14 protein-coding genes are annotated in these 12,629 nt (G+C 59.0%); 10 read left to right on the top strand and 4 right to left on the bottom strand.

All coding sequences use genetic code 11. The features are described from left to right. Positions 1-68 precede the first annotated feature (68 nt). Positions 69-848 carry an exodeoxyribonuclease III gene (locus QYH43_RS07100; protein WP_053163881.1) on the top strand — a complete coding sequence of 260 codons (780 nt, stop codon included), beginning with the start codon at positions 69-71 and terminating at the stop codon, positions 846-848. An 83-nt stretch (positions 849-931) separates the two neighbouring features. Here the strand turns inward: QYH43_RS07100 and gltS are convergent, their stop codons facing one another. The 3 genes from gltS to rph form a co-directional block, all read right to left on the bottom strand. After that, positions 932-2,140 (bottom strand): sodium/glutamate symporter, encoded by a 1,209-nt coding sequence (gltS, locus tag QYH43_RS07095; protein WP_095057653.1) that lies wholly within the window; start codon positions 2,138-2,140, stop codon positions 932-934. 322 nt (positions 2,141-2,462) lie between these two features. Beyond that, the gene (locus tag QYH43_RS07090; RefSeq protein ID WP_095152939.1) at positions 2,463-2,831 is read right to left on the bottom strand and encodes a DUF4870 domain-containing protein; all 369 of its coding nucleotides are present in this window, start codon (positions 2,829-2,831) and stop codon (positions 2,463-2,465) included. Positions 2,832-2,859: 28 nt separating this feature from the next. Next, positions 2,860-3,582, bottom strand: coding sequence for a ribonuclease PH (gene rph, locus QYH43_RS07085; RefSeq protein ID WP_095057656.1), 723 nt, complete (start codon positions 3,580-3,582; stop codon positions 2,860-2,862). Positions 3,583-3,849: 267 nt separating this feature from the next. Here rph and QYH43_RS07080 point away from each other — a divergent pair, with 267 nt between their 5' ends. The 6 genes from QYH43_RS07080 (at position 3,850) to QYH43_RS07055 (ending at position 9,152) form a co-directional block, all read left to right on the top strand. Further along, on the top strand, positions 3,850-4,713 hold the full coding sequence (locus QYH43_RS07080; protein ID WP_095152940.1) for a YicC/YloC family endoribonuclease: 864 nt from the start codon (positions 3,850-3,852) through the stop codon (positions 4,711-4,713). A 12-nt stretch (positions 4,714-4,725) separates the two neighbouring features. Then, on the top strand, positions 4,726-5,346 hold the full coding sequence (gmk, locus tag QYH43_RS07075) for a guanylate kinase (protein WP_095057658.1): 621 nt from the start codon (positions 4,726-4,728) through the stop codon (positions 5,344-5,346). Between the two features lie 167 nt (positions 5,347-5,513). Then, the gene (gene rpoZ / locus QYH43_RS07070; RefSeq protein WP_003177259.1) at positions 5,514-5,777 is read left to right on the top strand and encodes a DNA-directed RNA polymerase subunit omega; all 264 of its coding nucleotides are present in this window, start codon (positions 5,514-5,516) and stop codon (positions 5,775-5,777) included. A 57-nt stretch (positions 5,778-5,834) separates the two neighbouring features. Further along, on the top strand, positions 5,835-7,940 hold the full coding sequence (gene spoT / locus QYH43_RS07065; RefSeq protein ID WP_095152941.1) for a bifunctional GTP diphosphokinase/guanosine-3',5'-bis pyrophosphate 3'-pyrophosphohydrolase: 2,106 nt from the start codon (positions 5,835-5,837) through the stop codon (positions 7,938-7,940). A gap of 22 nt (positions 7,941-7,962) precedes the next feature. Beyond that, positions 7,963-8,343 (top strand): RidA family protein, encoded by a 381-nt coding sequence (locus tag QYH43_RS07060; protein WP_003229509.1) that lies wholly within the window; start codon positions 7,963-7,965, stop codon positions 8,341-8,343. Positions 8,344-8,411: 68 nt separating this feature from the next. Continuing rightward, positions 8,412-9,152 carry a hypothetical protein gene (locus QYH43_RS07055; protein WP_301156714.1) on the top strand — a complete coding sequence of 247 codons (741 nt, stop codon included), beginning with the start codon at positions 8,412-8,414 and terminating at the stop codon, positions 9,150-9,152. 131 nt (positions 9,153-9,283) lie between these two features. Here the strand turns inward: QYH43_RS07055 and QYH43_RS07050 are convergent, their stop codons facing one another. Next, positions 9,284-10,141, bottom strand: a complete 858-nt coding sequence (locus QYH43_RS07050; protein WP_095057661.1) for an SDR family oxidoreductase — start codon at positions 10,139-10,141, stop codon at positions 9,284-9,286. Between the two features lie 190 nt (positions 10,142-10,331). On the opposite strand from QYH43_RS07050, the gene exbB reads away from it, so the two are divergent. The 3 genes from exbB to QYH43_RS07035 are packed head-to-tail and all read left to right on the top strand — an operon-like array spanning position 10,332 to position 12,478. Next, positions 10,332-11,297 (top strand): tonB-system energizer ExbB, encoded by a 966-nt coding sequence (exbB, locus tag QYH43_RS07045; protein WP_301156713.1) that lies wholly within the window; start codon positions 10,332-10,334, stop codon positions 11,295-11,297. A gap of 6 nt (positions 11,298-11,303) precedes the next feature. Beyond that, positions 11,304-11,732, top strand: coding sequence for a TonB system transport protein ExbD (gene exbD / locus QYH43_RS07040; protein WP_095057663.1), 429 nt, complete (start codon positions 11,304-11,306; stop codon positions 11,730-11,732). Next, entirely contained in the window at positions 11,729-12,478 is a 750-nt protein-coding gene (locus QYH43_RS07035; RefSeq protein ID WP_053163899.1) for an energy transducer TonB, read from the top strand. Before exbD ends, QYH43_RS07035 begins: the two co-directional genes overlap by 4 nt. Positions 12,479-12,629 lie beyond the last annotated feature (151 nt).

Raw genomic sequence — 12,629 nt, 5'->3', positions numbered from 1 at the left:
ATACCACGGATTTAGCTAATTAGGTAGACGCCGTGTATCATACACGCACGCGATTTTTGGGGCCATTTATGCGGATCATCAGTGTGAACGTCAATGGTATTCAGGCCGCAGTCGAGCGAGGTTTGCTCAGTTGGCTGCAGGCACAGAATGCCGACGTCATCTGCCTGCAGGACACCCGTGCCTCCGCCTTTGAACTGGACGATCCAGCCTTCCAACTGGATGGATACTTCCTTTATGCCTGCGACGCCGAAGTTCCCGCCCAAGGCGGTGTGGCTTTGTATTCGCGGTTGCAACCGAAGGCAGTCATCAGCGGTCTCGGTTTCGAGACGGCCGACCGCTACGGGCGCTACCTGCAAGCAGATTTCGACAAAGTCAGTATTGCAACCTTGTTGCTTCCGTCCGGTATGAACGGCGATGAAGACTTGAATCAGAAATTCAAGCTCATGGACGACTTCGCCAAGTACCTGGACAAGCAGCGGCGCAAACGCCGCGAGTACATTTACTGTGGCTCGCTGTACGTGGCGCAACAGAAGCTGGACATCAAGAACTGGCGCGACAGCCAGCAATCTCCGGGCTTCCTGGCGCCTGAACGGGCCTGGATGGACGAGATTGTCGGCAACATGGGTTATGTCGATGCCCTGCGAGAAGTCAGCCGTGAAGGCGACCAGTACAGCTGGTGGCCGGATAACGAACAGGCCGAAATGCTCAACCTTGGTTGGCGCTTCGACTATCAGCTGCTGACCCCGGGCCTGCGCCGCTTTGTACGCAGCGCACGCCTGCCACGTCAGCCGCGGTTCTCGCAGCACGCACCGCTGATCGTGGACTACGACTGGACGCTGACTATCTAAGCGAATAGAAACCGCTCAGACAAAAAATGCCCGTATCGCGAGATACGGGCATTTTTTATGAGCCGCAATCAGTGATCAGAACATCAAGCAGCGCCGAAAAACGGCAGCGTGAGGTACAACTTGATCACGATGACATTGATGATGTCGATGAAGAATGCCCCCACCATCGGCACGACCAGGAACGCTATCTGCGAAGGACCGTACCGTTGTGTCACTGCCTGCATGTTGGCGATGGCCGTCGGAGTGGCACCCAGTCCGAAGCCGCAATGCCCTGCCGCCAATACCGCCGCATCGTAATTACTGCCCATCACTCTGAATGTCACGAAAATCGCAAACAGAGCCATGACCAGCGTTTGCATAGCCAGAATAACGAAGAACGGCAAAGCCAGCGCAGCCAGGTCCCACAACTTGAGCGACATCAGCGCAATTGCCAGGAACAGCGACAAACTGACATTCCCCAACACAGAAACTTCTTTCTCGAATACTTGATACAAGCCAAGCGCTGAAAGTCCGTTGCGCAAAAGAACGCCCACGAACAATACGCAAACGAATGTCGGCAACTCAAAGGCGGTTTCTCGGAGTGCACCGTTCAACAGATTACCCGCCAGCAAGCTGACGGCGATCAGCGCGAGTGTCTCGATAAACGAAAAGGGTGTGATCGAGCGCTCTTTGTTCGGCTGTTCAAAGCCCTTTGGCAGTCTTGGCTTATCTTGATTACCGCAACCCGGGACTGGTATGCGCTTGATAAGCAAACGCGCGACCGGCCCACCAATCAAACCGCCCAGCACCAAGCCAAACGTCGCAGAGGCCATTGCAAGCTCAGTGGCGGAAGCCAGACCGTACTTCTCACTGAACGTCGCCCCCCACGCGGCACCTGTACCGTGACCACCCGCCAAGGTAATCGAGCCTGTCAGCAAGCCCATCAGGGGATCGAGCCCAAATGCCGTTGCGAGCCCGATGCCCATGGCATTCTGAACCACCAGAAGGCCGGTGACCGCCAGTACGAAAACCCCCACCACGCGCCCGCCTTTCTTTAAGCTGGCGAAGTCGGCACTCAAGCCAATGGTGGCGAAGAACGCGAGCATCAAGGGAGTTTGCAGCGAGGTATCAAATTGGACTTGAATATCAAGAAGGCGCAAACCCAAAAGAACCAGGGCAACCACCAGGCCGCCCGCTACAGGCTCGGGGATATTGTAGGCACGCAAAAAACCGACTCGTGAAACAAGTCCACGACCCAGAAGCAGGACTAAAGAGGCGGCTACAAGTGTTCCATAAAAATCAAGCTGAACCATTGGGATATTCTTGTACATTCATTCAGGGGCGAACTATTTACCTGGACACGCCTCTCGAACAGGCTGATTAAACTCAACGCTGATTATTTTTAGTTTCAGGATCCGTCAATGGTCTGAATATATCGAAATATTTCTAAGGAATATGACTTGGTGGAACTTTAACAATCACCCAGTCTTATTGCCAAGCATATGGGCGGTATCAACGCTTTGCAGTTGTGACTAAAAGTGTAAGAAGCGTAAATACACTTTCGTTGAAAAATGAGATATCAGAAATACAAATGCCCCGACAAGTCGGGGCATTTTTTTGAACCTGACGCCTGGCTTACTTGATCAACCGCCAGGTGAACGGATACCGATAGGGGAACCCTTCGTTGGCCTTCACCCCGGCAATAATCGTCAGCACCAAAGCACCGATCGCCACCAGACCCAGCAGGAAGAACCCGACAATTACCACCATCAGCAGGAAGCAAATGGTGGAAGCAATGGCAACGGTGATCTGAAAGTTCAGCGCCTCCTTGCCTTGCGCATCAATGAACGGATCCATCTCGCGCTTCATCTGCCAGAGAATCAGCGGGCCGATCAGCGTTCCGAACGGAATCCAGATCCCCAGCAAGGCGGACAAGTGACAAAACATGGCCCACTGGCGAACCTCACGGCTCGGCGTGGGGAGTGGCAGTTGCTCATCACTCATAACGTCCTCCTTGCATGGAACAATCCGTTCAGTCAGCCAGCGCAGCCGTTTGCAGATCGAAAATTTCGCTCATGCCTTTCTTCGCCAGTTCCAGCATGGCGTTCAGCTCTTCCGGCTGGAACGGAGCGCCTTCGGCGGTGCCCTGGACTTCGATGAAGCCACCGGTGCTGGTCATCACGACGTTCAGGTCGGTTTCGGCAGCCGAATCTTCCAGGTAGTCGAGGTCGAGCACTGGCTCACCCTGATACATACCGACCGACACGGCACCGATCATTTGCTTGAGCGGGTCGCCGCCTTTCAGGCCGCCGCGCTTCTTGATCACTTTCAAGGCATCAACCAGTGCAACCATGGCGCCGGTGATGGACGCAGTACGCGTGCCGCCGTCGGCCTGGATCACATCGCAATCGACGTACAGGGTCACGTCGCCCAGTTTGGACATGTCCAACGCAGCGCGCAGGGAACGGCCGATCAAGCGCTGGATTTCCAGGGTGCGGCCGCCTTGCTTGCCGCGGCTCGCCTCACGCTGGTTACGCTCGCCGGTGGCGCGCGGCAGCATGCCGTACTCGGCGGTCAACCAGCCTTGGCCCTGACCTTTGAGGAAACGCGGCACGCCGTTTTCGACGCTGACGGTGCAGATGACTTTGGTGTCACCGAACTCGACCAGCACAGAACCCTCGGCGTGTTTGGTGTAGTTGCGGGTAATGCGGATCGAGCGGAGCTGATCGGCAGCGCGACCACTTGGACGTTTCATAAGGGATACCTGTACGGGGACGGAAAACTGCGGAGCATTATAGAGCCGCCAGCCACGCCTGGGCACTTCTAAAAAAATCCTCTGACGAGCGAAGGCGCTGAACAGCCCACGCCCGACGACCTGCAGCCGTTTGTCACACCGTGTGTTTGGGCGCATCGGCGCCACTGCGCTACAATCCTGCGCCTTTGCTGCCAGTCGGCTTTAATTCATTGATAGCGGATTGCCGGAACGTCAGTTCTGCACCGATCTGCATTGCGAGGTACCTCCATGGTGCACAGCATGACCGCCTTCGCCCGCGTCGAGAAAGCCGGCGTCCAGGGCACCCTGAGCTGGGAGCTGCGCTCGGTCAACAGCCGCTACCTGGAACCGCACTTGCGCCTGCCGGAGTCCTTTCGCGACCTCGAAGGCGCCGTGCGTGAAGCCCTGCGTCAAGGCGTATCGCGGGGCAAGCTCGAATGCACCCTGCGCTTCACTGAAGAAAACACCGGCAAAGCACTGCAAGTGGATCAGGTACGCGCAGCGCAACTGGTCGCTGCCGCCGAAACCATTGCCGGCCTGATCAAGAATCCGGCAGCACTGAACCCACTCGAAGTGTTGGCCTGGCCCGGGGTGTTGGTGGGTGACGCAACCGACCCGCAGGCCTTGAATGCCGAGGCATTGGCGCTGTTCAATCAAGGCTTGAAAGAGCTCAAGGCCGGCCGTGAACGCGAAGGCTCGGAGCTGGCCCGACTGATCAACGAACGCCTGACATCCATTGAAGAAGACGTGGTGACCCTGCGCGAACTCGTTCCGCAAATGCTCGCCACCCAGCGCCAGAAAGTGCTCGACCGTTTCGCCGACATGAAGGCCGAAATGGACCCGCAGCGCCTGGAGCAGGAAATGGTCATGCTCGCGCAAAAAAGCGACGTCGCCGAAGAACTGGATCGCCTGAGCACTCACATCATCGAAGTTCGCCGGGTGCTCAAGTCCGGCGGCGCGGCCGGGCGGCGCCTGGACTTCCTGATGCAGGAACTCAACCGCGAAGCCAACACACTGGGCTCCAAAGCCTTCGACCCGCGCAGCACCCAGGCTGCGGTCAACCTCAAGGTGTTGATCGAGCAGATGCGCGAACAAGTACAGAATATTGAGTAAGGCAACCCCGACATGACCCACAGCACCGGCACCCTGTACATCATTTCCGCCCCCTCGGGTGCGGGCAAGAGCAGCCTGGTCAAGGCCCTGACCGACGCCAATCCGGAGATCCGCGTCTCGGTCTCCCACACCACCCGCGCCATGCGCCCGGGCGAAGTGGACGGCGTGAACTACAACTTCGTCGCGCGCGAACAGTTCGTGAAAATGATCGAACACGGGGACTTCCTCGAGCGCGCCGAAGTGTTCGGCAACCTCTACGGCACCTCGCAAAGCCACTTGCAGCAGACCCTGGATCAAGGCCACGACCTGATTCTGGAAATCGACTGGCAAGGTGCGGAGCAGGTGCGCAAGTTGATGCCTCAGGCTCGCTCGATCTTCATTCTGCCGCCGTCACTTGAAGCCTTGCACCAGCGCCTGACCAACCGTGGCCAGGACAGCGACGAGATCATTGACGGCCGGATGCGCGAAGCCGTCAGCGAGATGAGCCACTACGTCGACTACGACTACCTGATCATCAACGACGATTTCGCCCATGCGCTGCACGATTTGAAGGCGATTTTCCGCGCCAATCAGCTGATTCAGAAACGCCAGCAGCAACGTTTCGGCAAATTGTTGGCTGAATTGCTCGGCTAAACAGCTCTTCCCAAAACCGCTGCAGGGGCTTTACATTGGCACTTGTAGCGCGTTGGAGGGCTTGGTCAAAAAATCAGCGCTTCCCTAAACGCTGGTGATTTTTTAAACTGTCGAGTCCGCTCGCCCAACCGGGCAGCGCGCATATTGCATTCGCTCCGAGGAATACCATGGCCCGCGTAACCGTTGAAGACTGCCTAGAACACGTGGAAAACCGCTTTGAGCTGGTCATGCTCTCTACCAAGCGTGCCCGTCAACTGGCCACCGGCGGCAAAGAGCCACTGGTCCAGTGGGAAAACGACAAGCCTACCGTTGTAGCCCTGCGTGAAATCGCGGAAGGCCTGATGAGCTACGAGTTCATCGCCAACGCAGAAATCGTCGAAGACGAACCGCTGTTCGCAGCGTTCGAGGACGAGTCCAACGAGGCCGTCTAAGCCTATGCCTGGTCGACGTAGCACGGCGCGGGATTACAGCTTGCGGCAGGAGACATCATGCCGAGCATAGACGCCCTCGCCGATCGCTTATCGACCTACCTCGGCAACGACCAGGTCAATCTGGTCCGCCGAGCGTATTTCTACGCCGAACAAGCCCACGATGGCCAACGCCGCCGTAGCGGTGAGGCGTACGTCACGCACCCTCTTGCGGTGGCGAATATTCTTGCCGACATGCACATGGACCATCAGAGCCTGATGGCTGCGATGCTGCATGACGTGATCGAAGACACCGGTATTGCCAAGGAAGCGCTGCAAGCGCAGTTCGGCGAAACCGTGGCCGAACTGGTCGACGGGGTCAGCAAACTGACCCAGATGAACTTCGAGACCAAAGCCGAGGCGCAAGCCGAAAACTTCCAGAAAATGGCCATGGCCATGGCGCGCGACATTCGCGTGATCCTGGTCAAGCTGGCCGACCGCCTGCACAACATGCGCACGCTGGAAGTGCTGTCCGGCGAAAAACGCCGGCGCATCGCCAAGGAAACCCTGGAAATCTATGCACCCATCGCCAACCGGCTGGGCATGCACGCCATTCGCATAGAATTCGAAGATCTCGGCTTCAAGGCGATGCACCCGATGCGTTCCGCGCGGATCTACCAGGCGGTCAAACGCGCCCGGGGCAACCGCAAGGAAATCGTCAACAAGATCGAAGAATCCCTCAGCCACTGCCTGGCCATCGACGGCATTCAGGGCGAGGTCAGCGGTCGTCAGAAACACCTCTACGGCATCTACAAGAAAATGCGCGGCAAGCGTCGGGCCTTCAACGAGATCATGGACGTCTACGCGTTCCGGATCATCGTCGACAAGGTCGACACCTGCTACCGCGTGTTAGGCGCTGTACATAATTTGTACAAACCGTTGCCGGGGCGCTTCAAGGATTACATCGCGATCCCCAAGGCCAACGGCTACCAATCGCTGCACACCACGCTGTTCGGCATGCACGGTGTTCCGATCGAGATCCAGATCCGCACCCGTGAAATGGAAGAGATGGCCAACAACGGCATCGCCGCTCATTGGCTGTACAAATCCAGCGGTGACGAACAGCCGAAAGGCACTCACGCCCGCGCCCGCCAGTGGGTCAAAGGCGTGCTGGAAATGCAGCAACGCGCCGGCAATTCGCTGGAATTCATCGAAAGCGTGAAGATCGACCTGTTCCCGGACGAGGTCTATGTGTTCACGCCCAAGGGCCGGATCATGGAGCTGCCAAAAGGCTCCACCGCGGTCGACTTCGCCTACGCGGTGCACACCGACGTGGGCAACAGCTGCATCGCCTGCCGGATCAACCGTCGTCTTGCGCCGCTGTCCGAACCGCTGCAAAGTGGCTCCACGGTCGAGATCGTCAGTGCCCCAGGTGCCCGGCCGAACCCGGCCTGGCTCAACTTCGTGGTCACCGGCAAGGCGCGCACGCACATCCGCCATGCACTGAAACTGCAACGCCGCTCCGAATCCATCAGCCTGGGCGAACGCCTGCTGAACAAGGTCCTCAACGGCTTCGACAGCTCGCTGGAAAAAATCCCGGCCGAGCGCGTCAAGGCGATGCTCGCCGAGTACCGTCTGGAACTGATTGAAGATTTGCTCGAAGACATCGGCCTGGGCAATCGCATGGCCTATGTGGTCGCCCGCCGCCTGCTGGGCGAAGGCGAACAGCTGCCAAGTCCGGAAGGCCCGCTGGCGATCCGTGGCACCGAAGGCCTGGTGCTCAGCTACGCCAAGTGCTGCACGCCGATCCCGGGCGACCCGATTGTCGGTCACCTGTCTGCGGGTAAAGGCATGGTGGTGCACCTGGACAACTGCCGCAACATCACCGAAATCCGCCACAACCCGGAAAAATGCATCCAGCTCTCGTGGGCCAAGGATGTCACCGGCGAATTCAACGTCGAACTGCGCGTCGAACTGGAACACCAGCGCGGCCTGATCGCCCTGCTGGCCAGCAGCGTCAACGCGGCCGATGGCAATATCGAGAAAATCAGCATGGACGAACGCGATGGTCGCATCAGCGTGGTCCAACTGGTGGTCAGCGTTCACGACCGTGTGCACCTGGCCCGCGTGATCAAGAAACTGCGCGCCCTGACCGGGGTGATCCGCATCACCCGCATGCGCGCTTGACCCACCCCTTAAGGAGCTATTCATGACCAAGACTGTTATCACCAGCGACAAAGCCCCGGCCGCCATCGGCACTTATTCCCAGGCGATCAAGGCTGGCAACACCGTTTACATGTCGGGTCAAATTCCTCTGGACCCAAAAACCATGGAACTGGTTGAAGGCTTCGAAGCCCAGACCGTCCAGGTGTTCGAGAACCTCAAAGCCGTGGCTGAAGCTGCCGGCGGTTCGTTCAAGGACATCGTCAAACTGAACATCTTCCTCACCGACCTGAGCCACTTCGCCAAGGTCAACGAGATCATGGGCAAATACTTCGACCAGCCATACCCAGCCCGCGCCGCCATCGGCGTTGCAGCCCTGCCAAAGGGTTCGCAGGTTGAAATGGATGCCATCCTGGTCATCGAGTAATGCGTACGGCGCAGCCCAGGGCTGCGCCGACTGCTCTGCTGTAAAGAAAGTCTGAAAGGATTCCACCCATGCGCAAAGCGCTTGCTCTCTCGCTGCTCGCCCTGTTTTTGGGCGGATGTGCCAGCGACCCTGCCGACCGTGATATCAGCGGTACCTGGATCAACCAGGTAGCGATCGACGCTGCATCCAAAGGCGTTCCCCTGCGTGAAGCGCTCCAGGCCTATGGCCCGAACCTGGAATGGGACATCAACCCCAAGGCCGGCCAGGCCCGTTACACCAATGGTTTTGAAAAAGTCGAAGGCCAGTTGCTGGGTGAACAGTCCGGTGTCTGGAAAGTCGACTTTTATGGCAGCTCGGCCAGCGAACTGAAGCGTGACGGCAAACAACTGAGCCAGTCCGCTAGCGACAACGAGCCCGAACAAGTCTTCGACCGCGCACAGACCCCGGTTCCGGATGGCGCACCGATGGGTGCCACCTTCGAACGTGCGCTGTATTCAGCCTACATGGGCGGCAGCTGGACCATTGTCAGTGGCCCCGGTGAAGGCGGCACGGTGCAATTTCAGGCCGACGGCCAGGTGACCGGCCTGCCGGGCAGTGATCGCTATGCGCTGTGCCTGGCTGGCGACTGCGCATCCATGAGCGGCGGCAACGACAACATGTGGCTGCAACTCAACGGCCAGGGCAATGCCTGGATCTTTGCGCGCAAGGGTAAAGCGCTGGAGATTTTCCAGACGGTGAACACCGCCCAGGCGGACGAAATGCCTTCGTTCACGACGGGTGATCGCAAGTGGTTGCTGGAAAAGCAGTGATCCGAGCTTGAATTGAGCCCACTGTAGGAGCCGGCTTGCTGGCGAAAGGGTCGTTACATTCAACATCAATGTTGGTTGTACGCCGCTTTCGCCAGCAAGCCGGCTCCTACAATGTGCGGGTTGTCAGGAAATCAGCAACGCCCCTCAAGAATCGCCGCATACCCCTCGCGAAAACTCGGATACGTCGGCGTCCAGCCCAACGCTTTTGCCCGCGCATTGGTGCATCGCTTGCTTCCCGTACGACGCACGCTGGCGTCATCGGCCCATTCCGTCACACCCAGATACTCCCGCAACCAGCCCACCACATCCGCCAGTGCGGCTGGCGTGTCGTCGACACCAATATAGAAATCGTCCAGCGCCACGCCACGACGATCCGCCTCCAGCAGGCACGCCATCAATCCTGCGGCGTCGTCGGCGTGGATACGGTTGGCATACAACGGCGGATCGGTTACTACGCGATACCCCCGACGCACCTGTGTCAGCAGCCATTCGCGGCCCGGACCATAAATACCGGTCAAACGCACGATGCTGGACGGGATACCGCTTTTAAGGGCGACCTGCTCGGCTTCGAGCATCACACGCCCTGAATAACTGCTGGCCACAGCCGGTGAAGTCTCGTCGACCCACTCGCCCTCCTGCTGACCATAGACACTGCTGCTGGACACGAACAGCAGGCGATTGGGCACCTGCCCGTAGTCGTTCAACCACTCCAGCACATGCTCCAGGCCCTGGACATAGGCCGCACGATAACCGGCTTCATCGTGATCGGTGGCGGCCGCGCAGTACACCAGGTAGTCGACCGCGCCGATTGGCCAGGTGTCCGGGCAATCCTTGTTGAACAAGTCACCGGCAACGCCGATGACCCCCTCGGGCAAGCGTGAAACGTCGCGCCGCAGGCCATGAACTTCCCACCCTGCACTCAGCAGTTGGGTGGCCAGACGACTGCCGACATCACCGCAACCGGCGATCAAAACAGAAGGCGCGGACATCAGAAAACTCCCCTAGGAAACGGACAGACTAGCGCCGGCAATAGACGAGCGGCTAGCAATGCAGGAAAAAAAGATACTCTATTACTTTTGTTAACAAGAATTACTTGCAATAATACGCCCCACTTTTGTTCTCGGGCTTTCGAGGTCTGGAAGAACATCATCCGTTTTTTTCTCTCAGGTCCGGCCCAGCATGACACGCAATCATTTCTCCGCTTCGCCAACCAATCGACCTCGCGCCTGGAGCGCGGTGGCCGCCCTGTTGCTCAGCCTGATGCTGGCGCCAGTCGCCGCTTTCGCTGATGCTCAGGCGCCCGCCACGCCGGCAGCCGCCTCGGCCCCAATTGCGGCCGATCACGCCTCCCCCGCTGCGCCCGATCCAGCACAAGCCGTTCCGGCAGACGCCCTGGGTGAAGACGTGCCGGAAGTCCTCGAAGCCGACAACACCCTGGGCATGGCTCATGACCTGTCGCCTTGGGGCATGTACCAGAACGCCGACATCATCGTGAAAATCGTGATGATCGGCCTGGCCATCGCTTCGATCATCACCTGGACCATCTGGATCGCCAAGGGCCTTGAGCTGATGGGCGCCAAGCGTCGCCTGCGCACCGAAATTGTCCACCTGAAAAAAGCCGCCACCCTGAAAGAAGCCAGTGCTACCGCGGCCAAGGAAGGCACGCTTGCCAACCTGCTGGTGCATGACGCCCTGGAAGAGATGCGCTTGTCCGCCAGCAGCCGTGAGAAAGAAGGCATCAAGGAACGCGTCAGCTTCCGCCTTGAGCGCCTGGTTGCAGCCTGCGGTCGTAACATGAGCAGCGGCACCGGCGTACTCGCCACCATCGGTTCCACCGCGCCGTTTGTCGGCCTGTTCGGTACCGTGTGGGGCATCATGAACAGTTTCATCGGCATCGCCAAAACCCAGACCACCAACCTCGCCGTCGTGGCCCCCGGCATCGCCGAAGCCCTGCTGGCCACAGCGTTGGGTCTGGTTGCAGCGATTCCCGCCGTTGTGATCTACAACGTTTTCGCCCGCTCCATCGCCGGTTACAAAGCCCAGGTGTCCGACGCGTCGGCGCAGGTCCTGCTGCTGGTCAGCCGTGACCTCGACCACCAGCCTGAGCGCAGCAGCTCGCAACCGCACATGGTGAAAGTGGGGTAATCGGCCATGGGCCTGCATTTGAAGGAAGGGGCAGACGACGATCTGTCCGAAAACCACGAAATCAACGTTACGCCGTTCATCGACGTGATGCTGGTGCTGTTGATCATCTTCATGGTGGCGGCCCCGCTGGCCACCGTGGACATCAAGGTCGACCTGCCTGCATCCACCGCCAAACCGGCGCCGCGACCAGAGAAACCGGTGTTCCTCAGCGTCAAGGCTGACCAGCGCCTGTTCCTCGGCGAAGAAGAAGTGAAGGCCGAAACACTCGGCGCCATCCTCGACGCCAGGACTCAAGGCAAGAAAGACACAACGATCTTCTTCCAGGCCGACAAAGGCGTGGATTACGGTGACCTGATGAGCGTGATGGATAACCTGCGCTCCGCCGGTTACCTGAAAGTGGGTCTGGTCGGACTCGAGACGGCAGCCAAGAAATGATCACGACGCGCCATAAGCTGACGCGTTACAGCGGTAGCCTGGCCGTGGTGCTGGGCGTTCACGCGCTGGCCATCGCGCTGGCGCTGAACTGGTCCGCCCGCCCGCCCATCGAACTGCCTCCCCAGGCAATGATGGTCGAACTGGCCCCCGTTCCTGCCCCGCCACCGCCAGCACCGCCGAAAGTCGTCACGCCTCCGCAGCCACCGGCTCCGGTTGAAGAACTGCCGATACCGAAGCTCGCCGAAGCGCCGAAAGCTGAAATTGCCGTGCCCAAGCCCGTCAAACCCAAGCCAAAGCCACAGCCGCCCAAGCCGGTAGAAAAGAAACCTGAGCCGCCGAAGGAAAAACCGGCCGAAGAGAAACCTGCCGAAACCCAGCAGACTCAGGCACCGACGGAGAAATCCGCTCAGCCTGCTCCAGGCCCTTCGCCCGCTCAACTGGCGGCCAAGGCCAGCTGGCAAGGCACGCTGCTGGCACACTTGCAGAAGTACAAAAAGTACCCTGCCAGTGCACAGGCACGGGGCAAGGAAGGCATGAACCGTCTGCGCTTCGTGGTCGACGGTGAAGGCAATGTGTTGTCGTTCGAGCTGGTTGGCGCCTCCGGCACCGCGGATCTGGACCGGGCCACCCTGGAAATGATCCGTCGCGCCCAACCGCTGCCCAAGCCGCCGGCCGACATGTTGACCAACGGCTCCATCGAAATCGTTGCACCGTTTGTTTATTCGCTGGAAAAACGCCGGCGGTAAACACCGCTGAACCGCTGTAGGAGCTTGCTCGCGAATGAAGGCGAACTATTACGCTTGAAGCCTGACACCCCGCGGTGATCTCAGGTTTTTCGCGAGCAAGCTTGCTCCTATGTATGGACTCGCCCCCACTGTCTACCTGCTTTTTAAACAC

Source organism: Pseudomonas sp. C32 (assembly GCF_030417915.1).
In the GTDB taxonomy this organism is placed as follows: domain Bacteria; phylum Pseudomonadota; class Gammaproteobacteria; order Pseudomonadales; family Pseudomonadaceae; genus Aquipseudomonas.
The sequence above is the reverse complement of the archived record's forward strand: the minus strand, read 5'-3'. Positions and strand labels throughout refer to the sequence as shown.

Excerpts from the sequence above, each read along its gene's own strand:
- QYH43_RS07035 (WP_053163899.1), top strand. The coding sequence starts at position 11,729 with ATGATCACGACGCGCCATAAGCTGACGCGTTACAGCGGTAGCCTGGCC.
- QYH43_RS07090 (WP_095152939.1), bottom strand. The coding sequence starts at position 2,831 with ATGAGTGATGAGCAACTGCCACTCCCCACGCCGAGCCGTGAGGTTCGC.
- QYH43_RS07055 (WP_301156714.1), top strand. The coding sequence starts at position 8,412 with ATGCGCAAAGCGCTTGCTCTCTCGCTGCTCGCCCTGTTTTTGGGCGGA.
- QYH43_RS07080 (WP_095152940.1), top strand. The coding sequence starts at position 3,850 with ATGGTGCACAGCATGACCGCCTTCGCCCGCGTCGAGAAAGCCGGCGTC.
- QYH43_RS07060 (WP_003229509.1), top strand. The coding sequence starts at position 7,963 with ATGACCAAGACTGTTATCACCAGCGACAAAGCCCCGGCCGCCATCGGC.
- gmk (WP_095057658.1), top strand. The coding sequence starts at position 4,726 with ATGACCCACAGCACCGGCACCCTGTACATCATTTCCGCCCCCTCGGGT.
- spoT (WP_095152941.1), top strand. The coding sequence starts at position 5,835 with ATGCCGAGCATAGACGCCCTCGCCGATCGCTTATCGACCTACCTCGGC.
- rpoZ (WP_003177259.1), top strand. The coding sequence starts at position 5,514 with ATGGCCCGCGTAACCGTTGAAGACTGCCTAGAACACGTGGAAAACCGC.
- QYH43_RS07050 (WP_095057661.1), bottom strand. The coding sequence starts at position 10,141 with ATGTCCGCGCCTTCTGTTTTGATCGCCGGTTGCGGTGATGTCGGCAGT.
- QYH43_RS07100 (WP_053163881.1), top strand. The coding sequence starts at position 69 with ATGCGGATCATCAGTGTGAACGTCAATGGTATTCAGGCCGCAGTCGAG.
- gltS (WP_095057653.1), bottom strand. The coding sequence starts at position 2,140 with ATGGTTCAGCTTGATTTTTATGGAACACTTGTAGCCGCCTCTTTAGTC.
- rph (WP_095057656.1), bottom strand. The coding sequence starts at position 3,582 with ATGAAACGTCCAAGTGGTCGCGCTGCCGATCAGCTCCGCTCGATCCGC.
- exbB (WP_301156713.1), top strand. The coding sequence starts at position 10,332 with ATGACACGCAATCATTTCTCCGCTTCGCCAACCAATCGACCTCGCGCC.
- exbD (WP_095057663.1), top strand. The coding sequence starts at position 11,304 with ATGGGCCTGCATTTGAAGGAAGGGGCAGACGACGATCTGTCCGAAAAC.